Source organism: Cypionkella sp. (assembly GCF_030652235.1).
Lineage (GTDB): Bacteria > Pseudomonadota > Alphaproteobacteria > Rhodobacterales > Rhodobacteraceae > Cypionkella.
This window is the reverse complement of sequence record NZ_JAUSBA010000045.1, coordinates 1-25,761: the sequence shown is the minus strand read 5'-3', so window position 1 is coordinate 25,761 and position 25,761 is coordinate 1. Positions and strand designations below refer to the sequence as shown.

General features: G+C 61.2%; 24 protein-coding genes, 1 tRNA gene and 1 riboswitch. Of the genes, 12 read left to right on the top strand and 13 right to left on the bottom strand.

Going from position 1 to position 25,761, the window contains the following annotated elements:
• Positions 1–50: 50 nt before the first annotated feature.
• From Q7V03_RS15555 to mnmD, 3 genes are read right to left on the bottom strand one after another with little or no spacing between them, the layout of a single operon-like run.
• Positions 51–938: a DMT family transporter gene (locus tag Q7V03_RS15555; protein ID WP_304926512.1), complete on the bottom strand. Its 888-nt coding sequence runs from the start codon at positions 936–938 to the stop codon at positions 51–53.
• Positions 935–1,804, bottom strand: a complete 870-nt coding sequence (locus Q7V03_RS15550; RefSeq protein ID WP_304926511.1) for a DMT family transporter — start codon at positions 1,802–1,804, stop codon at positions 935–937. Before Q7V03_RS15550 ends, Q7V03_RS15555 begins: the two co-directional genes overlap by 4 nt.
• Positions 1,801–2,460, bottom strand: a complete 660-nt coding sequence (mnmD, locus tag Q7V03_RS15545) for a tRNA (5-methylaminomethyl-2-thiouridine)(34)-methyltransferase MnmD (protein ID WP_304926510.1) — start codon at positions 2,458–2,460, stop codon at positions 1,801–1,803. The genes Q7V03_RS15550 and mnmD overlap by 4 nt, the downstream gene beginning before the upstream one ends.
• A 46-nt stretch (positions 2,461–2,506) precedes the next feature.
• Here mnmD and Q7V03_RS15540 point away from each other — a divergent pair, with 46 nt between their 5' ends.
• Complete coding sequence (locus tag Q7V03_RS15540) at positions 2,507–3,532, top strand: FAD-binding oxidoreductase (protein ID WP_304926509.1); 1,026 nt, start codon at positions 2,507–2,509, stop codon at positions 3,530–3,532.
• Between the two features lie 270 nt (positions 3,533–3,802).
• Here the strand turns inward: Q7V03_RS15540 and mtaB are convergent, their stop codons facing one another.
• Positions 3,803–5,056: a tRNA (N(6)-L-threonylcarbamoyladenosine(37)-C(2))-methylthiotransferase MtaB gene (mtaB, locus tag Q7V03_RS15535; protein WP_304926508.1), complete on the bottom strand. Its 1,254-nt coding sequence runs from the start codon at positions 5,054–5,056 to the stop codon at positions 3,803–3,805.
• The gene (gene dapF, locus Q7V03_RS15530; protein ID WP_304926507.1) at positions 5,053–5,889 is read right to left on the bottom strand and encodes a diaminopimelate epimerase; all 837 of its coding nucleotides are present in this window, start codon (positions 5,887–5,889) and stop codon (positions 5,053–5,055) included. The genes mtaB and dapF overlap by 4 nt, the downstream gene beginning before the upstream one ends.
• Before the next feature lie 108 nt (positions 5,890–5,997).
• Here dapF and Q7V03_RS15525 point away from each other — a divergent pair.
• The 3 genes from Q7V03_RS15525 (at position 5,998) to Q7V03_RS15515 (ending at position 8,850) form a co-directional block, all read left to right on the top strand.
• Positions 5,998–6,073, top strand: a tRNA-Lys gene (locus Q7V03_RS15525).
• 173 nt (positions 6,074–6,246) lie between these two features.
• Positions 6,247–6,447, top strand: a riboswitch (cobalamin riboswitch).
• Positions 6,448–6,516: 69 nt separating this feature from the next.
• Positions 6,517–7,755 (top strand): aromatic ring-hydroxylating dioxygenase subunit alpha, encoded by a 1,239-nt coding sequence (locus Q7V03_RS15520; protein WP_304926506.1) that lies wholly within the window; start codon positions 6,517–6,519, stop codon positions 7,753–7,755.
• A gap of 3 nt (positions 7,756–7,758) precedes the next feature.
• Positions 7,759–8,850, top strand: a complete 1,092-nt coding sequence (locus tag Q7V03_RS15515; RefSeq protein WP_304926505.1) for a hybrid-cluster NAD(P)-dependent oxidoreductase — start codon at positions 7,759–7,761, stop codon at positions 8,848–8,850.
• 216 nt (positions 8,851–9,066) lie between these two features.
• Here the strand turns inward: Q7V03_RS15515 and Q7V03_RS15510 are convergent, their stop codons facing one another.
• The 8 genes from Q7V03_RS15510 to urtA all read right to left on the bottom strand — a co-directional run bounded on the left by Q7V03_RS15510 (position 9,067) and on the right by urtA (position 17,782).
• Entirely contained in the window at positions 9,067–9,462 is a 396-nt protein-coding gene (locus Q7V03_RS15510) for a phage holin family protein (protein ID WP_304926504.1), read from the bottom strand.
• The gene (locus Q7V03_RS15505) at positions 9,463–9,777 is read right to left on the bottom strand and encodes a hypothetical protein (RefSeq protein ID WP_304926503.1); all 315 of its coding nucleotides are present in this window, start codon (positions 9,775–9,777) and stop codon (positions 9,463–9,465) included. It abuts the gene before it with no gap.
• 9 nt (positions 9,778–9,786) lie between these two features.
• Positions 9,787–11,688 carry an AI-2E family transporter gene (locus tag Q7V03_RS15500; RefSeq protein ID WP_304926502.1) on the bottom strand — a complete coding sequence of 634 codons (1,902 nt, stop codon included), beginning with the start codon at positions 11,686–11,688 and terminating at the stop codon, positions 9,787–9,789.
• A gap of 102 nt (positions 11,689–11,790) precedes the next feature.
• Positions 11,791–12,489, bottom strand: a complete 699-nt coding sequence (urtE, locus tag Q7V03_RS15495; RefSeq protein WP_304926501.1) for an urea ABC transporter ATP-binding subunit UrtE — start codon at positions 12,487–12,489, stop codon at positions 11,791–11,793.
• Positions 12,486–13,229, bottom strand: a complete 744-nt coding sequence (gene urtD, locus Q7V03_RS15490) for an urea ABC transporter ATP-binding protein UrtD (protein WP_299481450.1) — start codon at positions 13,227–13,229, stop codon at positions 12,486–12,488. Before urtD ends, urtE begins: the two co-directional genes overlap by 4 nt.
• Entirely contained in the window at positions 13,226–14,449 is a 1,224-nt protein-coding gene (urtC, locus tag Q7V03_RS15485) for an urea ABC transporter permease subunit UrtC (RefSeq protein WP_304926500.1), read from the bottom strand. Before urtC ends, urtD begins: the two co-directional genes overlap by 4 nt.
• An 88-nt stretch (positions 14,450–14,537) precedes the next feature.
• Entirely contained in the window at positions 14,538–16,469 is a 1,932-nt protein-coding gene (gene urtB / locus Q7V03_RS15480) for an urea ABC transporter permease subunit UrtB (RefSeq protein WP_304926499.1), read from the bottom strand.
• A 71-nt stretch (positions 16,470–16,540) separates the two neighbouring features.
• Positions 16,541–17,782 carry an urea ABC transporter substrate-binding protein gene (gene urtA / locus Q7V03_RS15475; protein ID WP_370651150.1) on the bottom strand — a complete coding sequence of 414 codons (1,242 nt, stop codon included), beginning with the start codon at positions 17,780–17,782 and terminating at the stop codon, positions 16,541–16,543.
• A gap of 453 nt (positions 17,783–18,235) precedes the next feature.
• Between urtA and Q7V03_RS15470 the strand changes: the two genes are divergently transcribed.
• The 8 genes from Q7V03_RS15470 to Q7V03_RS15435 all read left to right on the top strand — a co-directional run.
• A complete protein-coding gene (locus Q7V03_RS15470) occupies positions 18,236–19,360 on the top strand; it encodes a serine hydrolase domain-containing protein (RefSeq protein WP_304926497.1) in 1,125 nt (374 codons plus the stop codon).
• 9 nt (positions 19,361–19,369) lie between these two features.
• Entirely contained in the window at positions 19,370–20,443 is a 1,074-nt protein-coding gene (locus tag Q7V03_RS15465; RefSeq protein WP_304926496.1) for a P1 family peptidase, read from the top strand.
• Entirely contained in the window at positions 20,443–21,111 is a 669-nt protein-coding gene (locus Q7V03_RS15460) for an HAD family hydrolase (RefSeq protein ID WP_304926495.1), read from the top strand. Before Q7V03_RS15465 ends, Q7V03_RS15460 begins: the two co-directional genes overlap by 1 nt.
• Entirely contained in the window at positions 21,108–22,064 is a 957-nt protein-coding gene (locus tag Q7V03_RS15455) for a sugar-binding transcriptional regulator (protein WP_304926494.1), read from the top strand. The genes Q7V03_RS15460 and Q7V03_RS15455 overlap by 4 nt, the downstream gene beginning before the upstream one ends.
• A 105-nt stretch (positions 22,065–22,169) precedes the next feature.
• A complete protein-coding gene (locus Q7V03_RS15450; RefSeq protein ID WP_304926493.1) occupies positions 22,170–23,480 on the top strand; it encodes a sugar ABC transporter substrate-binding protein in 1,311 nt (436 codons plus the stop codon).
• Positions 23,481–23,611: 131 nt separating this feature from the next.
• Positions 23,612–24,484: a carbohydrate ABC transporter permease gene (locus Q7V03_RS15445; protein WP_304926492.1), complete on the top strand. Its 873-nt coding sequence runs from the start codon at positions 23,612–23,614 to the stop codon at positions 24,482–24,484.
• Positions 24,485–24,493: 9 nt separating this feature from the next.
• Entirely contained in the window at positions 24,494–25,324 is an 831-nt protein-coding gene (locus tag Q7V03_RS15440; RefSeq protein WP_304926491.1) for a carbohydrate ABC transporter permease, read from the top strand.
• Between the two features lie 186 nt (positions 25,325–25,510).
• On the top strand, positions 25,511–25,761 hold a 251-nt coding region (locus Q7V03_RS15435), incomplete at its 3' end, for an ATP-binding cassette domain-containing protein (RefSeq protein ID WP_304926490.1).

Below are 25,761 nucleotides of genomic sequence, written 5' to 3'. Positions count from 1 at the left end.
TGAGGCCCCGGATCAGGTCCGGGGCGGCGTGGGTTTGGGGGGGCGTCGCTTTAAATCTGCGGCGGTTCTTGGTGTTTCACCCGTTGCCGCCAGAGGGTGAACAGGCCGGCGGCGACGACGACGCAGGCTCCGATGGCCACATTGGGGCGGAGGGTTTCTCCGAACAGGAACACTCCGAGCAGGGCGATGAACATCAGTTGCAGATAGGCGAAGGGTTGCACTGCGGAGGCCTCGGCCACGGCATAGGCTTTGATCAGCAGCCAGTGGCCGATGATCGCGGTGCAGCAGAGGGCGCCCATCCAGATCCAATCTTGCAGCAGCATCGGTTGCCAGTGCCATAGGCCAATCGGGGTTATCGCGGCGGCTCCGATCACGCCTGTCCAGAAGAATGACACTGAGGCCGGGTCTTTGCGGGCGACAAAGCGGGTGAGCAGGGCGTAAAGCGCGAACATGAAGGCGCTGATGAAGGGGATCAGCGCCCAAGGTGAAAACACGGCAAAGCCGGGCTCTAGAATGATCAGCACGCCGACAAAGCCGATGGCGATGGCGGTCCAGCGCCGCCAGCCGACTTTCTCACCCAGCACCGGGCCAGAGAGGGCGGCGACCAGCAAGGGATAGCAGGCGAAGACCGCGTGGCTTTGGATCAGGCCCAGATTGATGAAGGCGAAGACCATGGCGCAGACCTCAGCCACCAAGATCACGCCTCGGGTGATTTGCTGGGGGGCAAAGCGGGTACGGGTGGCGGCACGGATCCCACCGGGGCTGCGGGCGGCGAGGGCTACGACGAAGGTGGCGAACACCCAGAACCGGATCATCACCACCATATAGACGTTGTAAGAGCCGCCCAAATGCCGCGAGATGCCGTCTTGTAGCGCGAACACCACCGCGCTGGCCACCATCAGCCAGATGCCAAGTTTCAGGTTCTGTTCGGTTTTCATAGGGATACCTTAGGGGCCGACCGGGTCTGCCACAGCGAATAGATGCCTGCCGCGATGATGAGGCCCGCGCCGATCAGCACCGGAAGAGCGAGTTCTTCGTCAAAGAAGGTGATGCCAAGCAAGGCGATGAACACGAAATGCAGATAGGCGAAGGGTTGCACGGCAGAGGCCTCGGCGACTTGGTAGGTTTTTTGCAACAGCCAGTTCGACAGGATGGAAATCGTGGCATAAGTGGCGAAGATCGGCCAGTCTTGGGCCTCGATCTGTTGCCACTGCGGCAGGCCGAGAGCGGTCATCATGATAGCTCCCAAGAAAGCGGGCCAGAAAAAGCTGGGGAAAAACGCCTCATCCCGTGCGGTGAGGCGGGTCAGCACACTGTAGGCGGCGAAGAACAGTGCGGTGATGAGGGGGAGCAGCGCGGCCCAAGAGAACACGCCTTGGCCGGGGCGCAGGATGATCAACACGCCGATCAGGCCGACGCCGACGGTGGCCCAGCGTTGCCAAGTGAGCTTCTCGCCAAGGATCGGGCCAGAGAGGGCGACGACGATCAGCGGGCACACGGCAAAGACCGCATGGGCGTTGATCAGGCCGATCAGGGTGTAGGCATAGACCATGACGCAGATTTCCACCACCAGCAGCGTGGCGCGGAGGGCTTGGGCTGCGGGGCGGCGGCTGCGCAGCGCGGCGCGGATGCCCTCGGGGCGGCGCAAGGCAAGGGTGATCACGAAGGCGGCAAACACCCAATAGCGGATCATCACCACCATCAGCGTGTTGTAGTTGCCCGCGAGCAAGCGGGACAACGCGTCTTGCACGGCGAAGGCCGCGATGGCGGCGATCATCAGCAGGATGCCTTTGCGGTTGTTCATCTTAGGGTTCCTGCGGACATGTGTTTTTTGCTGCCATGGCCGGGGCGGCGTTCCACTTGGAAGCCTGCGTCTTGCAAGGCGCGGCGGACATGGCCTGCGGCGGTGTAGGTGGCGAAGGTGCCTTGCGGGGCGGTGTGGCGGGCGACTTCGGTCAGGATTTCGGGCGACCAGAGTTCAGGGTTTTTCGCAGGCGAAAAGCCATCGAGAAACCATGCGTCGGCTTTGTGGGGCCATGCGGCGAGAGTTTCTCGGGCGTCGCCGAGAATGATTTCTGCGGTGATGGGGCCGAGTTGGAAGCGGGTCTGGCCAAGGCTCCAGGCGGAGAGGAAAGGGTCGGCTATTGCGCGGGCCTCGGGGAAGTGCTCAAGGGCGCGGGCAATGTCGGCGGTGGCGAGAGGGAAGGCTTCAAAGCTGGTGAAGCGTGTGGGGGTTTTTGTGATCAGCGACAGGGCGAGCAGGTTCAGTCCGGTGCCAAAGCCGAGTTCAGCTACGTGAAAGCCGGGGGTCAGCCGGGCGGGCAGGTCGTTGCCTTGCAGAAATACATGGCGAGTCTCGGACAGGCCATCGTTTTTGGAGAAATACGGGTCGTCGAAGCGGGTCGAGACCGGGATTGCGCCGTCTTGCCACGTCAGGGCTGATTGTGAGGGAGTGGTCATTGTCATATGCCCTTGATCGGGCGGACCATGGGCAAGGCAGGGCGGAATGGCAAGGGTTGATCTGACGGTGCGCGGTGCGGGGGTTTTCGGGCTGTCGGTGGCTTGGGAAGCCGCACGGCGGGGGGCGGTGGTGCGGGTGATCGAGGCTGTGGCGGTGGGGGCGGGGTCTTCGGGTGGCGTAGTGGGCGCGCTGAGCCCGCATGTGCCGGAGAACTGGAATGTGAAGAAGGCGTTTCAGTTGGACAGTTTGTTGATGGCGGCGGGCTGGTGGAGGGCGGTGGAGGCGGCGTCGGGGTTGGTTTCCGGCTACGGCCGGGTTGGGCGATTGCAGCCTCTGGTGGATCAGGCGGCGGTCGAATTGGCGCGGGCGCGGGGGGAGGCGGCGGAAGTTTTGTGGCGGGGGGCGGCTGAGTGGCGGGTGGTTCCTGCGACGGGGGCGGCGTGGGAGCCCGTTAGCCCGTCGGGGTGGTTGGTGGAGGATAATTTGAGCGCGCGGTTGCATCCCCGGATGGGCTGCGCTGCGCTGGTCGCGGCGATTGAGGGCGCGGGGGGGGAGGTTGTGGTCGGGGAGGCTGCGGAGGTTGGGCCTGTTGTCTGGGCGACGGGGGTGGCGGGGCTGGAGGCTTTGGGCTTGGATTTGGGGCGGGTTGTCGGCGGTGGTGTGAAGGGACAGGCGATTTCGCTGCGCTACCCGGCGCAGGGGTTGCCCCAGTTGTTTGTCGATGGGCTGCATGTGGTGCCACATGTCGATGGAACGGTGGCGGTGGGGTCTACGTCTGAGGTGGTCTGGGATGATCTGGGGGTGGATCATCAGGTCGAGGCGTTGCACGCGCGGGCGGTGGCGGCTTTGGCAGTGCTGGCGGGGGCGGAGGTGGTGGAGAGATGGGCGGGGGTGCGGCCTCGGGCAAAGACTCGGGCGCCTTTATTAGGGGCTTGGCCGGGACGGGCGGGGCATTTTGTTGCTAATGGCGGGTTTAAGATTGGGTTTGGGATGGCGCCGAAAGTGGCCGAAGTGATGGTGGATTTGGTGCTGGAGGGGCGAGACATGATTCCGGAGGGGTTTCGAATTTGAGGGGTGTCCCCGCGTGAACAGAGGTTCTATTTATCTGAAATCAAGTGGTTAGATGGTGGTCCTTAACTTTTCGTTTACTTTTGGCGCGGCGTTTGCAGCGACTGGGGAAGCCTCGGGCGGGGATATTTAGGCCAATGTGAAATTGTTAGAGCAGGGAGAACTCTTTGGTCATCCTCTCTGCTCAAATATCCCCGCCGGAGGCTTACAACATCCGCGGCGCAAGCGGCTTGTCAGGAAGGGCGTAGGGTGGGTTTTCAACCCACCGTGCGCTTAGGCCAACAAACGCTTCCCCGTCACCCCACGAATGGTGGCGGTAAGGATTTGGCCTTCGGGTTGATCCGCTTCAAAGCTGACTTCGGTGAATTGTTCGGTGCGGCCCAGGCGGGGGCCTTCCAGCAGGATGCGGTGGGTCAGGCCTACTTGGGCGGTGAGGTGGCGGGATAGGGTTAGATCGCCTGCGGCGCGGAGGCGGGCGGCCCGGGCTTTGATCTCGGGGCCTTGCAGTTGCGGCATGCGGGCGGCGGGGGTGCCTTTGCGGGGGCTGAATGGGAAGACGTGCAGGAAGGTGAGGTTGCAATCCTGAACCAGTTTCAGCGAGTTGGTGAACATATCTTCGGTTTCAGTCGGGAAGCCTGCGATGATGTCGGCACCGAAGATCATGTCGGGGCGGAGTTTTTTGGCATCTTCGCAGAAGCGGATGGCGTCGTCGCGCAGGTGGCGGCGCTTCATGCGTTTCAGGATCATGTCGTCGCCTGCTTGAAGCGACAGGTGCAGGTGGGGCATCAGGCGGCGCTCGGTGGCGATGGCCCCCATCAGGGCGTCATCGGCTTCGATGCTGTCGATGGAGGAGATCCGCAGGCGGGGAAGGTCTGGGACAAGGCGCAGGATACGCATCACCAGATCGCCCAAGCGCGGGGTGGCGGGCAGGTCTGCACCCCATGAGGTGAGATCGACTCCGGTCAGGACGACTTCGTTGAAGCCTTTATCGACCAAGCGTTTGATCTGTTCGATCACCACGCCAGCGGGGACGGAACGCGAATTGCCGCGACCGTAGGGGATGATGCAGAAGGTACAGCGGTGGTCGCAGCCGTTTTGCACTTGGACATAGGCGCGGTGGCGGCCAAAGCCGTCGATCAGGTGGCCTGCAGTTTCTTTCACCGACATGATGTCGTCGACTTGCACTTTTTCGGTGATGCCAATCAGGTCGGGGGCTTTCAGGCTTTGCCACGTTGCCGCCTGCATCTTCTCGGTATTGCCTATGACCTTGGTGACTTCGGCCATGGCGGCGAAGGTTTCGGGCTCGGTCTGGGCGGCGCAGCCGGTGACGATGATCTGTGCGCCGGGGTTTTCGCGGGCGAGTTTGCGGATTTCCTGTTTGGCTTTGCGCACGGCCTCGGCGGTTACGGCGCAGGTGTTGATCACCACGGCACCCTCGATGCCTGCGGCGGCGGCGAGTTCTTTCATCGCCTCAGTTTCATAGGCATTCAGGCGGCAGCCGAGGGTGGCGAAGATCGGGGCGTTCATAGGGCTGCCAGAAAGGCGGGGGTGAGGGTGCCGTTGAAGATATGGGCTGTGGGGCCGGTCAGCCAGACGCCATCCTCGCGCCAATCGACGTGCAGGGTGCCGCCGTCAGCCTCGACCGTTACAGAGCGCCCGGTGAGGCCGCGCAGATGAGCTGCAACCACGGTTGCGCAGGTGCCAGAGCCACAGGCGAGGGTGATGCCTGCGCCACGCTCCCATACCCGCACCCGCAGATAGTCGGGGGCGATCAGATGGGCGAATTCGACGTTGGTTCGCTGCGGGAAAAGTTCGTGATGCTCGGTGCCGGGGCCTTCGATGGTCAGGTTGATCGCCTCGGCGTCTTTGACGAAGAACACGCAATGCGGGTTGCCCATGCCCACGGCGGCGGGATTGCCGGGAAGGGGCAGGTTTAGGGTGTCAACCGCGTGCGACAGCGGGATTTCTGACCAGTCTAGTTGGGGGGACCCCATATTGACCGAGACGCGGCCATCGGCGAGGCGGATCGCGTGGAGGAGGCCGCGCTCGGTGGTCAGGGTGAGGGCGTCGCGGCCAAGTTCATTCATCATGTAATCGGAGACGCAGCGGGTGGCGTTGCCGCAGGCGCCTGCGCGGCTGCCGTCGCTGTTCCAGAAATCCAAAGCGAAATCGGCGGTTTGCGAATCGCTGATCTCGGCCAGTTGGTCAAAGCCGGTGCCACGGTGACGGTCGCCCAAGGCTTGCGCCAATTCTTTCGTGACCACAGCCTCGCGGCCCCGCGAGTCGATGATCACAAAATCATTTCCTGCGCCATGCATCTTCATGAAGGCAATGGCACTTGGGGTTTTCGGGCTGTTCACGGCGTTTTCCATGGCCTGCATATACGCCGCAGCGCAGCTTTTTGCCAGAGGCTCGCGTTTTGTCTCTTGACCCCATCCGGCCCGCAACCTAATCAGCGCAACAGTTGTGGGCCGGTAGCTCAGTTGGTAGAGCAGCTGACTTTTAATCAGCGGGTCACAGGTTCGAGTCCCGTCCGGCTCACCACCACAACTTAAGGCCCGACCGGAAACGGTTGGGCCTTTGTCGTTTCCGGGTTTGATCATCTGCGGGCTGCCTGCGAATCGGGCGCTTGGGCTTGGCATCCGCGGTGAAAACATGCGGCGTCTTTGGCGTATCGGCAGGGGTCGCAAATAAGCTATCGCGACACGCGGGGCCGTGATTTATGAGCTTTGCAAGGTGTCATTCGCAAGGATGGAGAATTGGGAAGCCGGTGCAATGCCGGCGCTGCCCCCGCAACGGTGAGGAAACTTAAGCTGTGACAGGAGGCCACTGGGGTTTATACTCTGGGAAGGTGTCACGGCGGGGCGGTTTGGCCCAGTTTCGCAGCCCGGAAACCAGCCTTGCACCGAGACGACCAGCCCGGCCGGAATGCTCCGGTCAGCCAATGCAACTGTCCCCGCGGGAGGCGTGGACCTACGAGGTGCCAGATGTTGAACCCCGCCGAAATCCACGCTGAATTGGGCGCTCGCCGCAAGGATTATGCTCTGAGCCATGCGCTTTATTGCGATGAGGGCGTTTACAACGCCGATCTGGCGCAGATCTTTTACCGCGAGTGGTTGTTTGCCACCCCTGCCGCAGGCTTGCCGAGGGCCGGGGCGTTTATGACCCTGCAGGTCGGCGCCTATCCGGTGGTGTTGACGCGCGGCAATGATGGCATGATCCGGGCGTTTCACAACGTGTGTCGGCATCGCGGGCAAAGGTTGTGCGCCAAAGAGACGGGTTCGGGGCCGAAGCTGGTCTGTCCGTATCACCAGTGGACCTATGATCTGGACGGAAAGTTGCAATATGCGCGGGATATGCAGGAGGGGTTTAACCCGGCCGAGCATGGTTTGAAGAAGCTGCATTGCGTCGATCTGGGCGGCATGGTGTTTATCTGCCTTGCACAGGTGCCGCCCCCGATTGCGGAATTGGCCAAGACCGCGATGAAGTATCTGGCACCGTCGGGTCTGAAGGATGCCAAAGTGGCGTTTTCTTCGACCATCGTCGAGAACGGCAACTGGAAGCTGGTGATCGAGAACAACCGCGAGTGTTATCATTGTGGCGGTGCGCATCCGTCGTTGTGCCGGACGTTCTCGGACAATCCGAAGATCGGTGCGATGAATGGGCCGAATGAGGCCAGCCCCGAGATTTTGGCGCATTGGACGCGGTGTGAGGCGGCGGGGTTGCCGTCTCGGTTCACTCATGATGCGGCGATGCAGTGGCGGTTGGCGCGGGTGCCGTTGTTGAACAACGCCGAAAGCTACACGATGGACACCAAGGCGGCGGTGGCCAAGCGCTTGGGAACGATGCCGTTCAATGATGCGGGCAGTTTGCTGTTTTACCACTATCCGAACACTTGGAACCACTTCCTTGGCGATCATGCGATCACCTTCCGGGTGCTGCCGATTTCCGCCACCCAAACGCAGGTGACGACGACTTGGCTGGTGCATAAGGATGCGGTTGAGGGTGTGGATTATGATCTGGCCCGCCTGACCGACGTGTGGATGCACACCAATGACGAGGATCGTCAGGTGGTGGAAGAAAACCAGAAGGGTATTCTGTCGCCTGCCTATGAGCCTGGCCCCTATTCGACGATTCAAGAAGAAGGCGTGATTCAGTTTGTCGATTGGTATTGCAACACGATGACCGCGCGGACGGCGCCCAAACCCGCGCTGGCGGCGGAGTAGATCATGGCGAAGAAAAGCCTGAACTGGGAAGTCGCACCGTGGAATGACAGCCAGATGCTGGAATGTGCGATGGTGGTGCCAGAGAATGACGACACCGCCAGTTTCACCTTTCGCGCGCCGAACGGGGCTTGGTTTGATTACCAGCCGGGGCAGTTTATCACGTTAGATCTGCCCGTGGACCCGAAGAAGGGGGCCAAGGGCAATGTGCAGCGGACCTATACGATTTCGTCCTCGCCCTCGCGGCCGTTGTCGATTTCGATCACGGTGAAGGCGCAAAGCACGTCTATCGGCACGCGCTGGATGTTGGATCATCTGAAGCCGGGGATGCAGATCAAGGCATTTGGGCCGGCAGGGATTTTCAGCTTTCACCGCCATCCGGCGCAGAAATATCTGATGATCTCGGCTGGGTCGGGCATCACGCCGATGATGTCGATGACGACTTGGGCGTGGGATTCGGGGCAGATGCCGGACATCGTGTTCGTGCATGCCGCCCGTCGCCCGTCTGAGATCATTTTCCGCGAGCGGTTGGAGCAGTTTTCCAACCGCGTGCCGGGGTTACAGTTGCGTTTCACGGTTGAGGAATCTGATCCGTTCCGGGCTTGGCCGGGGTTCCGGGGGCGCTTGAGCCAGATCATGCTGGGGCTGATGGCGCCGGATTATCTGGAGCGCGAAGTGTTCTGCTGCGGGCCAGAGCCGTTCATGCAGGCGGTGCGCGAGATGTTGCAGAGCCTTGGCTATGACATGGCGCGCTATCATCAGGAAAGCTTTGGGCTGGCGGTTTTGACCGAGGCTGAAGCGCCAGTGCTGGATGATATCTCTCCGGTTGATGGGGCGGTGGCTGAAATCACCTTTGCGGATAGCGGTGTGGTTGCGGCTTGTGATGAGACGGATACGGTATTGGCTGTTGCAAAGCGGTCGGGGCTGAACATCCCGTCGGGCTGCACGTTCGGGCTGTGCGGGACCTGTAAGGTGAAGAAGCTTTCCGGCGATGTGCATATGGTGCACAACGGCGGTATCTCGGATGACGATATTGCCGAGGGCTATATCTTGGCCTGTTGCTCGCATCCGATGGGCAAGGTGTCGCTGGCGGTTTAAGGGGTCTGCCCGATTTGTTCGAAAACAAATCGGGCCGCGCCTGCCTGCCCTCGGCAGGCGCGTTTCCGCGCCAGCCCAGTCAGGCGCGCCCCGATTTCCCGTGCCAGTTTGTTGCACGACACCCCTTGCTCAACGGCGTTCCGCCTTGTGAGCAACGAACCGGAAAACTCTGCCCCGCAGAGTTTTCTATCGGTTCGGGTTCCTATGCCTAACGTGCTATTCCTTCGGCTTCCCACCCAGAAACATCCCCAGCAGCGCGGCACCCAAGGCTGGGCCAAGCAAGGTGAACAGGCTGGCCTCAGCGTTGTGGGATTTCAGCTCGGCCAGCAGGGCTTGGGCTGCTGGCGATTGCAGCGGGCTGGCGGTGCGGAATTTGGCGCGCGCCAGCAGGGCGAAGATCAGCGCCAGCACAACGCCACAGCCTCCGACCAGCAAAGCCGCTTGGATCGGGCCAAGCAGATGCGCCAGCCATATCCACAGCGCGGCGGCAAAGCCGATCAGCGCGATAATGGCAAAGACCACGGCGGCGGCGAACAGGGCAGAGGCTTGGGCCATGCGGCGTGCGGCGTGGGCCAGCGCAAGGCGTGCGGCGAGGCTGATGAGGGCCAGCATTTAGCGACGTCCCCACAGCAGACCCAGTAGTAGGCCGATGCCGCCTGCCACGGCCAGCGCTTGCCACGGATTGCGGCGGGCGTGGTCGGTGAGTTCGGCCAGCTTCGCCTCGGCACTGCCACCCACATCGGCCAGCCGCGCCGCCCCGTCTTGCCGCAAAGCCTCAGCACGGGCGGCGAGGCTGGCGCGGAGGGTTTCCGCGCTGGTCTGGCTGAGATCGCCCAAGGTTGTCACGATATGCGCGATGTCGTCACGCAACGCGGCGATCTGGGATTCGAGCCGGGCAAGGTCTTGATCGGGATCGGGTTTTGACATGGCGTCCTCTTAGGCTGTGGTCTGGCGGCGGCGGCGGGCGACCACGCGCGGCATGGGTTTATTGGCATCAGGGATCGGCTTGGGGGGCTTGCGCAGCCAGATGGCATCCATCGCGGCCTCTAGGCCGGTGACTGCGAAATCGGCACCGATGTCTTCGGCCTCGGTTAGCTTTGCCGGGGACACCGCGTGCAGATGGCGCAGACCCGAGGCGCTGTCGGCCAGATCGGCGGGCATTTGCAAAATCACCACCCCGACGCGCAGATGCGGCGCGGTGCGTTTGATGCGGCGGATGTGCAGCAGCGAGGCGCGGGCGGGGCGCGGATCTAGGTAGCACAGCAGCAGGCAATCGGCGTTTTCGGTATCGAGGCTTGCCAGCCGGGAGGGGGCAAGATCGAGATGCGGTGAGAACTGCGCGGCCGCACCTTCGGTCTGCAGCACCTGCGCCAGCACCGCGGCGGAAACGTCATCCAGCGAGGACCGCCCGCCGATCACCCGCACCCGCAGGCCCAGACCGGGCAGCGCGGTGTCTGCGGGCGCGTCGCGCTCGGCCTCCATCTCGGCTTGCAGGTCTTTCACCACCTCTAGCGCCACTTTGGCGAGGCGGTCTTGCTGTTCGGGGGTCAGCACGCCGCGTTCGCTGTCGTCTTGTGCCAGCAGCAAAGCGGGGATCATCGCGGTCTGGTGATAATCCACCACATCGAGTTCTTCGAGGGCTTCGGTCGCGCCAAAGGTGGCCTCCATCGCGTCGCCTGCCAGCATGCGTTGGTAGAGTTTGGCATGGGGGGCCAGCACGGGTTCGTCGCCGAACAGGATGTCGAACAGGGCAAATTGCGGGATGTGGCGGCCCAAGACGACCAAGCAAACGGTGAGCGGGGTTGAGAGGATCAGGCCGAGGGGGCCCCAGAGGAAGGTCCAGAAGATGGCCGCGACGATGATGGCCAGTGGGCTGACCCCGGTGCGCGAACCGTAAAGCCAAGGCTCGATGACGTTGGAGGTGATGAGTTCAATGCTGGCGAACAGCGCCCCGGTCCACAGCACGGCGGACCAGTCGGGGGATACGGCGAAGGCGAGAAACAGCGGGAAGGCGGCGGCGAGGACCGAGCCGATATAAGGCACAAAGCGCAGGATCAGCGTCAGCATGCCCCAGAGGGCGGCGTTGGGGACGCCGATGATATACAGGCCAACGCCGATGGGAATGGCGTAGATCACGTTGACCAGCAGTTGCACCAGCAGGTAATTGGCGACGCGGCCGCCAGCTTCTTCCAGCACTTGTGTGGTGCGGTAGAGGTCATTGGTGCCGACCAGCCTGATAAAGCGGTCGCGCAGGGCTTCGCGCTCCAGCAGCATGAAGATCACCACGACTATGACAAGGCCGACGGTGGCGATTGGGCTGATTAGGGGAATAACCAGATTTTCAAGGAAAGCCAATGCGTTGGAGGATTGGATGACTTCAACCGGCATTGGCTTATCGACGCCAGTGGGCAGTGCTGCGCCGATTTCGGTGTTGATCGCGGCGATCATGTCGGAGAGGCGCGAGGCGAGGCCGTGTTCGCCACCCGTGGACTTTAAGCCCTCAACCTTATGGATGATGTTGGCCTGAAAGATCGGCAGATTTTGCGCCAGTTGCGCCAACTGGCTGGCCACCACGAAGGAGAACACTGCGATCAGGCTGAACGCCAAAGCGACGACGATCAGCACCGCCCACAGCAAGGGCAGGCCGCGACGGCGTAGGGTGGTGACAAGTGGCGACAGCGCGAAGGTGATCAGCATGGCGATGGCGAGCGGCACGAACACATCTTGAGCAACGAACAGCACAGCCGCGACGCCGACAACGGCGGTCAACTGGCCGATGGTGATGCGGGCGGCACCGCCAGCATGGGAGGGAAGTGGCGTCAGATCAGCCCCAGACATAAGTGCCCCTTTGGAACAGAATTGGCCAAGCCCAAAGGGGCGGCTGGCGGGCATGTTGTCAAGCCTGTTGGCAAAACGCTGGGGGTTGGGATTGGTTCCCGGCTAGATTGAAACTTCAGCGCGCAGGTCTTCGCGGCTGAAATCGGCGCGGGCACCGGATTTGGCAACCGAGCCCCGGCGCAAGACATAGAAATGGTCGGCGAGGTTGTAGGCGAAGTCGAAATACTGCTCGACAAGGATGATCGCCATATCGCCTTTGCCTTTCAGGTATTCGATCACCCGGCCGATTTGTTGGATGATGTTGGGCTGGATACCCTCGGTCGGCTCGTCCAGCAGCAGGACTTTCGGGCGCATGATCATGGCGCGGGCGATGGCGAGTTGCTGTTGTTGGCCACCGGACAGGTCGCCGCCACGGCGGGCGGTCATATCGCGGAGGACGGGGAACAGGTCATAGATTTCTGCCGGGATTTTGTGGTCGGGTTTGGGGAGCAGGGCGAAGGCGGTTTCCAGGTTTTCTTTGACGGTGAGGAGGGGGAAGATCATCCGGCCTTGTGGCACGACTGCGAGGCCGCGCTGGGCCATGTCTTGTGGGCGGAGTTTGCCCAAGGTTTCGCCATCGAGTTCAACGGTGCCAGCGGAACGTATATGAGTGCCTGCGAGAGCTTTCAGGAAGCTGGTTTTGCCGACGCCATTGGTGCCCATGATGCAGGTGACTTCGCCTGCTTTGGCTTCAAAATCGATGCCATGCAGGATTTGGCTGCCGCCGTAGTGCAGGGTGAGGCCAGTTGTTTTGATCATCATCCGCGCCCTAAATAAACGTCAATCACGTCTTGGTTTTTGGTCACATGGTCCAGTGAGCCTTCGGCCAGAACCGAGCCTTCGTGCAGCACCGTCACCCGGCAGTTCAGGCGGCGGACAAATTCCATATCGTGTTCCACCACCACCACGGCGCGGGTCTTGGCGATATCGACCAGCAGTTCGGTGGTCTTTTCGCGCTCGGCCAGCGTCATGCCTGCGGCGGGTTCATCGACCAATAGCAGGCGGGGTTCTTGCGCCAGCAGCATGGCGATTTCCAGCCATTGCTTTTGGCCGTGGCTGAGTTCGCCTGCCTTGCGCGGCAGGTGATCGGCGAGGCCGACTTGCTGCGCGAGGGCTTCGATGCGGCTATGGTCGGCGGGTTTGCTGCGCCAGCCCAACACGCGCCACGGGCTGCGGGCGGCTTTCAGGGCGAGGGTAAGGTTTTCGGTGACGGTTTGGTCTTCAAACACGGTCGGACGTTGGAATTTGCGACCTACGCCTGCGCGGGCGATCTTGGCTTCGGACAGTTTCAGGAGAGAGGCGGATTTCTCGCCAAAGGTAACTGTGCCGCTATCGGGTTTGGTTTTGCCCGTCACGATGTCCATGAAGGTGGATTTGCCCGCACCGTTGGGGCCGATGATGGCGCGGAGTTCGGCGGGGCCAATCGAGAAGGTCAGGTTGTTGATGGCGCGGAAGCCATCAAAGCTGACGGTGACGCCGGAGACTTCGAGAAGTTGGCTCATTCAATGGCTTCCTTCTCTTGCAAGGAGCCTTGGTCGGGACCGAGGGGAGCGCCTTTGCGGTCGGGTGTGTGGAGGCCTGTGAAGTAGTCAAACAAGCCGCCGATGCCTTTGGGCGCGAACAGGGTGACGCAGACGAAGGCGGCGCCGAGCAGGACTTGCCACCAATCCACCCAGTTGATTGTCATAAAGCCCAGCGGGATCGAGGGGGCGCGGCCGCCGGTGAACCAGCTTGACAGCAGGGAGACGACGGCGGCACCGATGACCGCGCCATAAAGGCGGCCGCGCCCGCCGATGGCGACCCAGACGGCAAGGTAAATTGAGGCGATGGGGGCGAGTTCGGCGGGATTGATGATGCCGGCTTGCGGGTAGTAGAGCGCGCCTGCGAGGGCGACGATGATGGCGGTGAGGGTGAAGACGAACAGCTTGTAGCCCTCAACTGAGTAGCCAAGAAAGCGCACGCGGGCCTCATCGTCGCGGATGGCGCGGATGACCGAGCCGAATTTTCCAGAGACGATCCAAGATAGGGTAAGGTAGGCGAGGGCGAGGGCTGCGGCAGAGGCCCAGAAGAACCACAGGCTGATGCTGTCTTGGCTGACGGCATCCAGGCCGGGGAGGTTTTGCAGGCCGGAGAGGCCGTTGTTGCCGCGCAGGCCAGAGTCGTTTTGGAACAGGTAGAGCGCGAGAGCGAGGGTCATCGCTTGGGTCAGGATCGAGAGGTAAACGCCAGTCACGCGGCTGCGGAAGGCGAGCCAGCCGAAGATCAGGGCCAAGAGGCCGGGGAGGGCTACTACTAGGGCGAGTTGCAGGGGGAGGCTGTGGGCGAAGCTCCAGATCGTTGGCAGATCGGACGCGCCGACGACGCCGAAGATTTGGGAGGCGATGCCTTGCTGGATTTCCTCGGGTGTGGCGGGGAGGCCGGAGTTTAGCAGCGAGGCGACGACGATTTCCTCGGTGCGGGCATACATCAGCCACATGCCGATCATGTAGCCGCCGAGGGCGAAAAACGCCATGTGACCGAGGGACAGGATGCCTGCGTAGCCCCAGATCAAATCCATCGCGAGGGCGGCGAGGCAGAGGCAGAGGGTTTTGCCGAGGGTTTTCACGAAGGAGGTCGACATCAGGCCGTAGTGGGCGGCGAGGGTAACGCCGATAGTGAATAGCGCGAGGCAGGCGATGAAGATCAAGAGCGACGGGGTGCGGATGAGGAAAGAGCGGGTCATGGGGTATCCTTCGTCACAGGCCGGGGGCCAGCCCCCGGACCCCCGGAGTATTTTTGCCAAGATGAATGGGTAAGGGAGGGGGGCATGATCAATCTCCTGCCGCGCGGCCTTTGAGGGCGATGATGCCTCTCGGGCGGAATTGGATGAACAGAATGATGAACAGGATCATATAGGTTTGGGCGGCGAGGGTGTTCGAGGGGTTGAGGAACTCGATCATCTTTTGCAGCCCGCCGATCATCGTGGCTCCGGCAAGCGCACCCCAGATGTTGCCGACGCCGCCGACCACGACGGTCATGAAGGACTGCACGATGTAGTCGGTGCCGAGTTCGGAGGTGACTTTGGCGAACAGGCCAATGGCGACGCCAGCGATGCCTGCGATGCCGGAACCTAAGCCGAAGGTCAGCATGTTGATGCGGTCGGGGTTAATGCCCATGCTTGCGGCCATGGTCGGGTTTTGGGTGACGGCGCGGACTTCGAGACCGAGGCGGGTGCGCTTCATCAGCCAAAGGAAGAAGGTGAGGAACAACAGGGCCAAGACGAAGATGGCGATGCGGATGTAGCTGATCGACACCACGTCATTGAGGTTGAGCGCGCCGTCGAGCCATGCCGGGGAGGTCAGCGGGCGGGCTTGGGTGCCGAAGACATTTTTCAGGATTTGTTGCAGGGCGATCGAGATGCCGAAAGTGGCGAGCAGGGTTTCCAAGGGCCGTTTGTAGAGGTGGCGGATGATTAAGCGCTCCATCGTCACACCCACGGCGAAGGTGACGGCGAAAGCCAGCGGCAGCGCGATCAGGATCGAGGCGGTGTAATTGGGGACGTAGAGTTGCACGACGTAGCCGGTGTAGGCGCCCATGGTGATGAACTCGCCGTGGGCCATGTTGATCACACCCATGACGCCGAAGGTGATTGCAAGGCCGATGGCGGCGAGGAAGTAGATCGAGGCGAGGGAAAGGCCGTCGAGGGCAAGGTCAGCGGCCTGCATGGCTGCGACTTTGTGGCCGATGTATTGAAGAGCGCTCGCGGCGGCGGTTGTGACGGCGGCGTCAGGCTCGGTGTAGATATCGTAGAAGTGGTGGGCTTTGAGGGCAGCGGCTGCCTCGTCATCGGTGGCAGCTTGCGGGACTGTGCCTGCGGCCTCAAGTGCGGTGTAGGCGCGGTCGCGGGCGGCTTGGGTGTTGAGATCGGCAAGGGGGACGCCAGCAACTGCGCCGTTCACCAGGTTGGCGATCAGGGCGGTGCGGGCGGCCTCAATCGTCAGGCGGGCGGGGGCTAGGTTAGCTGAAACGAGCAGGTCGTAGGCTTCGATTTCCGTCAGGTCGCGGCCGGGCTTGAGTTCTCGGGCGATGTTTGTCGTGGGCGTTTCGGCGGCGGCGAGTTTTGTGGTGGCGAGCAGCGGGTTAAGCGCAGCGCGCAGGTCAAGGCCGAGGTCTGCGCCGAAGCTGTCGATGGCTTTGATGCGGGCGGCGGAGTCGGGTTCAAAGCGCAGGGTGAGCAGGCGTTCTAATCGCTGTTTTTGGGCTTTTAGCTTGGCGTCGGATTCGTTGGTGATGGCGGCGCGGAGGGGAGCTAGAGCCTCGGGTTTGGGGTCTTTGGCGATGGATTCTAAGGCTGCGGCGCGTTTCAGTGCGTCGGGGTCCGACAGGGTGAATTGCACCAAGGCGGTGGCGATCATGCCGCGCACGCCTGCGTTGGGTTTCAGCTCGGTGATGTCGGATTTGGCGGCTTGGCCTGCCGGAGCACCGATCAGATCAGTCAGGGCGTAGCCGCCGTCATTAGCGGTGATCAGAAAGAAGATGCCGTCGGATTTGCGGATGCCGAGGGCTTTGTTGCCCCATGCTTCGAGCACTTGTGCAGCCGTGGGGTCGCCGCTGGCGCCCAAGGCGTCAATCACCGGGGCGATGGTTTGGCGCGAGGCTTTCTCGACCAAAGCGGCATTGGCGGAGAGGATTTCGGCGGCGGTTTCGGCGCGCAGCGGGGCGGCGAATAGGAGTGCCAGAAGGCAAGCCAGCAGGATGCGCATGGGTAATCCGTCTATTGGCAGCAGGGGCGCTGGGGGAGGAGGGGAGGGGCCTGTTGGCCCCTCCGCTTTGATCAGTAGTTCGACTTCAACTGCACGCAGGTTTTAGTTTCTTTGTTATACATGCCGCATTTCAGGTCTTTCCAATCGGCTTCCAGCACTGCGGATTCCGGCAGGAAATCGGTCCATGCGTCGCCCGGAACTGGCTCGGTTTGACTGATGATGTCGAATTGGCCGTCGGCGCGGATTTCGCCGATCAGCACGGGTTTGGTCAGGTGGTGGTTCGGCAGCATCTCGGCCACGGTGCCGGTCAGGTTTGGGAATTTCTGGCCGATCATTGCATCCGAGACTGCATCGACATCGGTGGTGCCAGCGGCGGTGACCGCTGCAACCCACATGTTGAAGCCGATATAATGGGCTTCCATCGGGTCGTTGGTCGGGCGCTTTTCGTCTTTGATATAGGCATGCCATTGCTCGATAAACGCTTTGTTTTCCGGGGTATCGGCGGACATGAAGTAGTTCCAGGCTGCCAGATGGCCGACGAGGTTCGAGGTGTCCAGACCCGCGAGTTCTTCTTCGCCAACCGAAAACGCGCAGACCGGGAGCTTATCGGCCGTGACGCTTGCTGCTGCGAGTTCTTTGTAAAAGCCGATGTTGGCGTCGCCGTTGATGGTGGAAATCACGCCGACCTTTTTACCATCGGCACCCAAGGCCACCACGTCACCGACGATTTTCGACCAATCGGAATGGCCGAACGGGGTGTAGTTGACGAAGATATCTTCTTTGGCGATGCCTTTCGAGACAAGGTAGGCCTCAAGAATGTTGTTGGTGGTGCGGGGATAGACATAGTCGGTGCCGAGCAGCGCGAATTTTTTCACGCCGAGTTCTTCGAGATAGTAATCCACCGCCGGGATCGCCTGTTGGTTTGGCGCAGCGCCGGTGTAGAACACGTTTTTCGAGGATTCCTCGCCTTCGTATTGCACCGGGTAGAACAACAGTCCGTTGAGTTCTTCGATCACCGGCAACACGGATTTGCGCGACACTGAAGTCCAGCAGCCGAACATCACGTCAACTTTGGAAACAGTCAGCAGTTCGCGGGCTTTTTCGGCGAACAGCGGCCAGTCGGAAGCGGGATCGACCACCACGGCTTCCAACTGCTTGCCCAGCAGACCACCTTTGGCGTTTTGCGCCTCAATCAGCATCAGCATGGTGTCTTTCAGCGTGGTTTCCGAAATCGCCATCGTGCCGGAGAGCGAGTGCAGAACTCCGATCTTGATGGTTTCACCGGCAGCGAAGGCCATCCGCGGCAGCGCCATTGCGGCGATGCCCGAGGCCAAAAGCGAGCGTCTGGTCAGTTTCATATTATGTCCCCTGTTGGGCCCGCTCTGGCGCTTCCATTCAAGGGAAGAACGTCCATACTGAGAGGGCAGCTTTTGTTGCAATCGTGCGGTGGCGAGGCCGTCCAAACCAATCGCTGCCGCACACCCTTTGCTTGAGTAGACCCAAGCAGATGCAGCAAAGGCCGGGGTGACGTTTGCGGCAACGATCTTGCGCGGGAAGCCGCCGATAATTGCCGGGCCCAAGCGGCTGTGCTGTGTTTATGGGCGATCCGACATGCTGCAGTGCAGAAAATGGGCGGGTTGTGCGGGAATCGGCTTTATTGTTCGACGTATCGCCGGAGGAAACCGACATTTCGGGTCGCAGGGTGAAGTGGCGCGGGCGGGATTGTCTGCTTATGCTGTCGTCATATCAGATGGGAAGGTGCTGCGATGACGGATGTCGAGGTTCACGGTTTCACGACGGCAGAGTTTGCGCCGTTACGACAGGCATTCCGCGATTGCTTTGCGCTTGGGCAGCATGGTGGCTCGGTCTCGGTGGTGCATCGCGGCGCTTTGGTGGCCGAGTTGTGGGGCGGCTCTGCGGATGTGGCGGGGACGCGGGATTGGCAGCAAGATACTTTGGTGAACGTGTGGTCCTGCACCAAGGGCATCGCGGCGGTGGCGATGGCGATGTTGGTGGATCGGGGCCTTGTGGATTACGATCAACCGATGGCGCGCTATTGGCCAGAGTTTGCCGCGAATGGGAAGGGCGACATCACGGTGGGTGAGGCTTTGTCACATCAGGGCGGCTTGGACGGGCTTTCGGTGCCGATGGATCTGGCGGGGCTTTATGCGGGGGCACCCTATGCGCAGGCACTGGCTGCGATGGCACCGTTGTGGCCGCCGCGCAGTCGGTCGGTCTATCATGCGATTTCGTTGGGGGTGCTGGTGGCGGAACCGCTGCGGCGGGTTTCGGGGCAGGGGTTTGGGGAATTTTTACGCGATCAGATTGCGGGGCCGTTGAGAGCGGACATGTTTGTCGGGCTGCCTGAAGTGGAGGAGGCGCGTGTGGCTGAGCTTATCGAAGGCCACGGGGTGACGGATGGCATCGCTGTGGTGTTGGCGGGGCAGTATCCGAGTGCTTGGCAGAATCCGACGATCCAGCCCACCGAGCCGAACACGCGCAGCTGGCGGGCGGCGGAAATTCCGGGGGCGAATGGGCAGGCCACGGCTAAGGCGATGGCGCTGATCTATGGCGATCTGGTTTCAGGGTCGTCTAAGCTGCTGTCGCCGGGGGCTTTGGCAGAGGCTACCAAGCTGCGCCGTATCGGGATGGATGCGGCGACGGAAACTCCGGTCGCCTATGGCGCGGGGTTTGGTTTGATGCAGCAGGGCGCGCGGGATGGCAGTTTTGGCCATTCGGGCTGGGGCGGCTGTTTTGGCTTTGCTGATCCGGCGGCGGGGTTTGGCATGGGGTACACCACCAACCACATGCTTGGCTTTGATGACGAGATTGATCCACGCCGCAAGGTGTTGGTTGAATGTGTTTACACTGTGCTTGATGGTTTGCAGTAGGAGGCTTTGATGAGAAAACCCCGTGCGCGTGATCTTGGGCTGCCGTTTCCGGGCACCCCTGGCCCGTTGAATGCGATCACCGATGTGGCGGGGGTGACGGTGGGGTTTACCACCTTGACCGATCCGGCGTTGAAGATGCGCACCGGGGTGACGGCGATCCGGCCTCGGACTGATGCGGGCGTGCCGGTTCCAGTTTGGGCGGGGCACTACGCGCTGAACGGCAATGGCGAGATGACCGGCACGCATTGGATTGATGATGCGGGCTATATGATTGGCCCGGTGTGTATCACCAACACCCACGGCGTGGGGGCGGTACATCATGGAGTGACGCAGTGGATGATCGAGCACTACGTCGATTTTTTCAGCAAAGATCACGGTTGGGCGATGCCAGTGGTGGCCGAAACCTATGACGGTATCCTGAACGACATCAACGCCTTGCATGTCACCTCCGATCACGCTGTGGCGGCTTTGTGGGCTGCCAAGGGTGGGCCGGTTGCCGAAGGCTCGGTTGGCGGCGGCAATGGGATGATTGCCTATCAGTTCAAGGCGGGAACGGGGACGGCCTCACGCGTGTTTGAGATTGGCGGGCAGGGATACACGATGGGCTGTCTGGTGCAGGCCAATCACGGGCGCAGGCCGGATTTTCAGGTGTTGGGCAAGCCGATTGGCCAGTTGATGCCGGAGGGGGTGTTTGACCGGGGGCTGCCGCAGAAGGAAATGGGCTCGATCATCGTGGTGCTGATCACCGATGCACCGCTGTCGGGGTTGTCGTTGAAACAGGTGGCGAAGCGGGCGGCTTTGGGGATTGGGCGCGGCGGCACTCCGGGCGGCAATTCTTCAGGCGATATTTTTCTGGCGCTTTCCACGGCGAACCCCGGCCCGATGCCACAGCGGGCGGGGGCGGTGCTGACGAAAACCGAGATCAACGGCGAGGCGATTGATCCGCTGTATCTGGCGGCCGTGCAGGCGGTGGAGGAGGCGGTGATCAATGCCATTGTCGCGGGCGAGGATGTGGCCAGCGTCAAACCCACAGGGCAAACAGTGCCGGGCATCGACACGGCAAGATTGGCTGCGCTGTTTTGATGTTTGATCTGGTGATCTTTGATTGTGATGGGGTGCTGATTGATAGCGAGATCATCTCGGCGCAGATGTTGATTGATGCTTTGGCCGAGCGTGGCGTGCAGATTGATCTGGCCTATGTGGCGCGGCATTTTCTGGGGCGCAGCTATCCCACCGTGATGAATACGATCCGTGAGGAGTTCAACCTGACATTACCGCCGGATTTTGAGGAGCAGTATCGTGCGCGTCTGTTAGAGCGGTTTGAACGCGATCTGAAGATCATGCCGGGGGTGGCGGAGGTGATTGCGCAAATGGGCGTGCCCTATTGCATTGCGACCTCGTCCAGCCCGATACGGGCGGCGCGGTCTTTGAACATGGTGGGGTTGGGGCACCTGGCAGGGCCAAAGCTGTTCACCTCGACGCTTGTGGCGCGCGGCAAGCCTGCGCCGGATTTATTCCTATATGCGGCGCGTGCGATGGCGGCGGACCCGGCGCGCTGTTTGGTGATCGAGGACAGTTTGACCGGTATTCGCGCAGGGCTGGCCGCGGGCATGGTGGTGTGGCGGTTTACCGGCGGCAGTCATCTGAAGGATCGGGCGTTGGATGAGCCTGAAGATGCGCGCCCGCACTTGAGGTTTGCATCCTTCGCCGCGTTCTACGACATTGCGCCCGACCTGAAGGGGCGCACATGAGCCGGACCGAACCAGAACCGACGCTGAACGATGAAGCTGCCCGTGCGGGCTGGTTGTATTACGTCGGCGGGCTTACGCAGGACCAGATTGCGACCGAGTTGGGGGTGTCGCGCCAGCGCGCGCAACGCTTGGTCAGCCGGGCGATGGCGGAAGGGCTGATCCATGTGCGGCTGAACCATCCGATTGGGGCGTGCTTGGATCTGGAGGCCGAGCTGACCCGGCGCTTCGGTCTGCTGCGCTGCCGGGTGGCGCCCAGTCTTGGGCCGGGGGCCGACGGGGTGCGGGCGATCGGGCCAGCGGCGGCGGCGGAACTGGAGCGGTTCTTGCGGATGCCAGAGCCTTCGGTGATTGGCTTGGGCACCGGGCGGGCGATGCGTGGCATGGTCGATGCGGTCTCGCCGATGGATGCCGATCAGCACCGTCTGGTGTCGCTGATCGGTAACATCGCGCCGGATGGCTCGGCGTCATTCTTTGACGTGGTGATGCGGATTTCGGACAAGGTGCGCGCGCCGCACTACCCGATGCTGGTGCCAGTGATCAGCCCGACGCCGCAGGAAAACGCGGCGTTTCATGCTTTGGGTCCGGTGAAAAAGGTGGTCGATCTGGCGCGGGCGGCGGATGTGATTTTTGTTGGCGTGGGGCAGATGAGCAATGATGCGCCGCTGTTGAAGGACGGATTCGTCACGCGCGCCGAGCTGGACGAGATGCAGGCGGCAGGGGCGGTGGGGGAAGTCGCGGGTTGGGTGTTCGACTCAAGGGGCATTTACCTCGACGTTGGCACCAACACACGCACAGGCGGTGTTCGGGTCGCGCCGGGGTTAGACAGGCCATCCATCGGAATTGCTGCGGGTGCATCGAAGGTCCCGGCGATTGCGGGCGCATTGAAGTCTCGTATTATCAATGGCTTGGTTACAGATGAACCGACCGCAAGGGCGTTGCTAAACCGCCTATAATCTTTGCAGATGCGGCGGAAAAAGGGGCTTGACGGATTACACCTTTTTGTGAGCAATTACTCACTAAGCGATGAAATGCTCAATCGCTGATCTGGGAGGATACCAATGAACATGACGCTTCGCGCGCTGCTTGGCGCGACGGCTCTGCTTACCCTTGCGGGTCTTGCATCGGCCGAAACCACGATCACCGTTGCCACCGTGAACAACGGCGACATGATCCGTATGCAAGGGCTGATGGACGATTTCTACGCCAAGAACCCCGACATCAAAGTCGAGTGGGTCACGCTGGAAGAAAACGTTCTGCGCCAGAAAGTCACCACCGACATCGCCACCAAAGGTGGTCAGTTCGACGTGCTGACCATTGGCACCTACGAAGTTCCGATCTGGGGCAAATCTGGCTGGCTTGTCCCGCTGAACGATCTGCCCGCTGCATGGGATCAAGCCGACTTGCTGCCCGCTATCGCAGGCGGTCTGACCGTGGATGGCCAGCTTTACGCGGCCCCGTTCTACGGCGAATCTTCGATGGTGATGTATCGCAAAGACCTGATGGAAGCCGCTGGCCTGACCATGCCAGACGCGCCAACTTGGGCTGACATCGACAAAGCGGCCGCTGCGATGACCGACAAGTCGAAAGAGCAGTATGGTATTTGTCTGCGTGGCAAAGCCGGCTGGGGCGAGAACATGGCCTTCCTGACCGCGATGTCGAATTCGTTCGGCGCCAAGTGGTTTGATATGGATTGGAAGCCGCAGTTCGATCAAAAGCCTTGGGCTGATACTTTGGCCTTCTATCTGCATCTGATGAACGACTACGGCCCGCCCGGCGCGTCGAACAACGGCTTTAACGAAAACCTCGCTCTGACGCAGCAAGGTCATTGCGGTATGTGGATTGATGCCACCGTTGCGGCATCGTTCGTGACCGGCAAAGACAGCACCGTGGCTGACAAAATGGGCTTCGCTTTGGCACCAGATAACGGTCTGGGCAAGCGCGGCAACTGGCTGTGGGCATGGTCTTTGGCCATTCCGGCTGGCACGGCTAAAGTGGACGCGGCCAAGGCATTCGTTGCTTGGGCTACCTCCAAAGAATACACCGAGTTGGTGGCGTCGAAAGAAGGCTGGGCAAACGTGCCTCCGGGAACCCGCACCTCGCTTTATGCGAACGCGGAATACCAAAAGGTGCCGTTCGCCAAGATGACTTTGGACAGCATCAACTCGGCTGATCCGACGCATCCGACCGTCGATCCGGTGCCGTATGTTGGCGTGCAATTCGTCGCAATCCCAGAGTTTGCGGGCATTGCGACCGAAGTGGGCCAGCAGTTCTCGGCAGCGCTTGCAGGCACCACCACGGCGGCTGACGCTTTGGCAGCTGCACAAGAGCTGACCACGACGGAAATGACCAAAGCCGGTTACATCAAGTAACCAGCGACGAAGGCGGGGCTGCATCTCCCAAGGGTGGCCCCGCTTTTTCGCGCTTCTTGCGCAGACTGACGCACAAGTCGCTTCAAGACGACCGCGCCCTTTCCCAAACTTTGCAACGGAGGAGGTTCAAAATGGCCACCCAGCATTCGCGTATTGCCGCACGCTTCATGGTCGCGCCGTCGGTCGTCCTATTGTTTCTGTGGATGATCGTGCCTCTTGTCACCACGATCTATTTCAGTTTTCTGGATTATAAACTGTTGGTGCCGAAGCCAACAACCTGGGCCGGATTTGACAATTATTACTACTTCCTGACCGACCGCACCTTTATTGCATCCATTCTGCACACGCTGGCGATTGTGCTGGGAGTTTTGTTCATCACCGTGGTGGGCGGCATCCTGCTGGCCCTGCTGATGAACATGCCGTTTTGGGGCCAAGGCATCGTCCGCGTGCTGGTGATCGCTCCGTTTTTCGTGATGCCCACGGTTTCGGCGCTGGTCTGGAAGAACATGTTCATGAACCCGGTGAACGGCATGTTTGCTCATATTGCCAAGGGTTTGGGGTTTCAGCCGTTTGATTTTCTGTCACAAGCGCCGCTGCTGTCGATCATCGGCATCGTGGCGTGGCAATGGCTGCCGTTTGCGACGCTGATCCTGCTGACCTCGCTGCAATCCTTGGATGGCGAGCAGCAAGAGGCCGCCGAGATGGATGGCGCAAGCGTGCTGAGCCGGTTCTTCTACCTGACAGTGCCACATCTGACCCGCGCCGTGACAGTTGTGATCTTGATTCAGACCATCTTCCTGCTGGCCGTGTTCGCCGAGATCTATGTGACCACCGCAGGTGGCCCCGGCACGGCGACGACGACGATTTCCTACCTCGTCTACATGCAGTCGCTGGTCAAATACGATGTTGGCGCTGGCTCTGCCGGCGGCATTATCGCGGTCATTCTGGCCAATATCGTTGCCTTCTTCGCGATGCGGATGATTGGCAAGAACCTGGACGCGTGAGGAAAAATCATGGCACGCAGCACAACGACCAAGAGCAAAGTCATCGTCACAATCGGCGCATGGCTGGTTGGCTTTCTGATCTTCTTTCCGATCCTGTGGATCTTTCTGATGAGCTTTCACACCGAGGGCGATGCGATTAAATCGCCGTTCGCGATGTTGGCCTCACCTTGGACAACCGAAGCCTATCAGGCGGTGCAGACCCAGAACAGCTACGGCAAGTTCTTTATGAACTCGGTGGTGATCTCGGTCGGCTCCACCGTGTTGGCTCTGATCATTGGAATCCCGGCGGCTTGGTCGATGGCCTTCGTTCCCGGCAAAAGGACCAAAGATCTGCTGATGTGGATGCTATCGACCAAGATGATGCCCGCTGTCGGCGTGTTGATCCCGCTGTATCTGGGCTTCAAGGTGACGGGGCTGCTCGACACCCGCACCGGGTTAGTTGCCATCGGAACCTTGATCAACCTGCCGATTGTGATCTGGATGCTGTACACGTACTTTAAGGAAATCCCTGTTGAAATCCTTGAGGCGGCCCGGATGGATGGCGCGAGCCTAAGTTCTGAAATCCTCTATGTGCTGACGCCGATGGCGCTGCCCGGTATCGCCTCGACCATGCTGTTGAACGTCATCCTGTCGTGGAATGAGGCGTTCTGGTCGCTGCAACTGACCACTTCGGATGCCGCACCCCTGACGCAGTTTATCGCCAGCTTTTCAGCCCCCGAGGGACTGTTTTACGCAAAACTTTCGGCGGCCTCGACCATGGCCATCGCTCCAATTTTGATCATGGGCTGGTTCAGCCAGAAACAACTGGTGCGTGGTTTGACCTTTGGGGCGGTGAAATGATGAACACCTTAGCCGCTGAATTCGCAGTCGACTCCCTCCCCCTCGCGGGGAGGGTCAGGGTGGGGGGAGGTTTGCCCTCGATATCGTGGCTCCCAACACCCCCACCCAACCTCCCCCGTCAAGGGGGAGGTGCCGCTCGGTGGGCGTTTGAACGCCCTGCCACGCTTAAGCAGAAGGACTAAACCAATGGGCTCGATCTCCCTCTCCCACGTCAAGAAGTCCTTCGGCGAAGTCCAGATCATTCCGGACATCTCGCTCGACATCAAGGAGGGCGAGTTCGTCGTCTTCGTTGGCCCCTCGGGCTGCGGCAAGTCCACCCTGCTGCGCCTGATCGCCGGCCTCGAAGACACCACGGGTGGCGCCATCCTGCTCGATGGCGTCGACATGACCAAGGCGCCGCCCGCCCGCCGTGGCCTTGCCATGGTGTTCCAGTCCTA

Coding starts and splice junctions, on each gene's coding strand:
- Q7V03_RS15555 (WP_304926512.1), bottom strand. CDS start 938: ATGAAAACCGAACAGAACCTGAAACTTGGCATCTGGCTGATGGTGGCC.
- Q7V03_RS15550 (WP_304926511.1), bottom strand. CDS start 1,804: ATGAACAACCGCAAAGGCATCCTGCTGATGATCGCCGCCATCGCGGCC.
- mnmD (WP_304926510.1), bottom strand. CDS start 2,460: ATGACCACTCCCTCACAATCAGCCCTGACGTGGCAAGACGGCGCAATC.
- Q7V03_RS15540 (WP_304926509.1), top strand. CDS start 2,507: ATGGCAAGGGTTGATCTGACGGTGCGCGGTGCGGGGGTTTTCGGGCTG.
- mtaB (WP_304926508.1), bottom strand. CDS start 5,056: ATGAACGCCCCGATCTTCGCCACCCTCGGCTGCCGCCTGAATGCCTAT.
- Q7V03_RS15520 (WP_304926506.1), top strand. CDS start 6,517: ATGTTGAACCCCGCCGAAATCCACGCTGAATTGGGCGCTCGCCGCAAG.
- Q7V03_RS15515 (WP_304926505.1), top strand. CDS start 7,759: ATGGCGAAGAAAAGCCTGAACTGGGAAGTCGCACCGTGGAATGACAGC.
- Q7V03_RS15510 (WP_304926504.1), bottom strand. CDS start 9,462: ATGCTGGCCCTCATCAGCCTCGCCGCACGCCTTGCGCTGGCCCACGCC.
- Q7V03_RS15505 (WP_304926503.1), bottom strand. CDS start 9,777: ATGTCAAAACCCGATCCCGATCAAGACCTTGCCCGGCTCGAATCCCAG.
- Q7V03_RS15500 (WP_304926502.1), bottom strand. CDS start 11,688: ATGTCTGGGGCTGATCTGACGCCACTTCCCTCCCATGCTGGCGGTGCC.
- urtE (WP_304926501.1), bottom strand. CDS start 12,489: ATGATGATCAAAACAACTGGCCTCACCCTGCACTACGGCGGCAGCCAA.
- urtD (WP_299481450.1), bottom strand. CDS start 13,229: ATGAGCCAACTTCTCGAAGTCTCCGGCGTCACCGTCAGCTTTGATGGC.
- urtC (WP_304926500.1), bottom strand. CDS start 14,449: ATGACCCGCTCTTTCCTCATCCGCACCCCGTCGCTCTTGATCTTCATC.
- urtB (WP_304926499.1), bottom strand. CDS start 16,469: ATGCGCATCCTGCTGGCTTGCCTTCTGGCACTCCTATTCGCCGCCCCG.
- urtA (WP_370651150.1), bottom strand. CDS start 17,782: ATGGCGCTGCCGCGGATGGCCTTCGCTGCCGGTGAAACCATCAAGATC.
- Q7V03_RS15470 (WP_304926497.1), top strand. CDS start 18,236: ATGACGGATGTCGAGGTTCACGGTTTCACGACGGCAGAGTTTGCGCCG.
- Q7V03_RS15465 (WP_304926496.1), top strand. CDS start 19,370: ATGAGAAAACCCCGTGCGCGTGATCTTGGGCTGCCGTTTCCGGGCACC.
- Q7V03_RS15460 (WP_304926495.1), top strand. CDS start 20,443: ATGTTTGATCTGGTGATCTTTGATTGTGATGGGGTGCTGATTGATAGC.
- Q7V03_RS15455 (WP_304926494.1), top strand. CDS start 21,108: ATGAGCCGGACCGAACCAGAACCGACGCTGAACGATGAAGCTGCCCGT.
- Q7V03_RS15450 (WP_304926493.1), top strand. CDS start 22,170: ATGAACATGACGCTTCGCGCGCTGCTTGGCGCGACGGCTCTGCTTACC.
- Q7V03_RS15445 (WP_304926492.1), top strand. CDS start 23,612: ATGGCCACCCAGCATTCGCGTATTGCCGCACGCTTCATGGTCGCGCCG.
- Q7V03_RS15440 (WP_304926491.1), top strand. CDS start 24,494: ATGGCACGCAGCACAACGACCAAGAGCAAAGTCATCGTCACAATCGGC.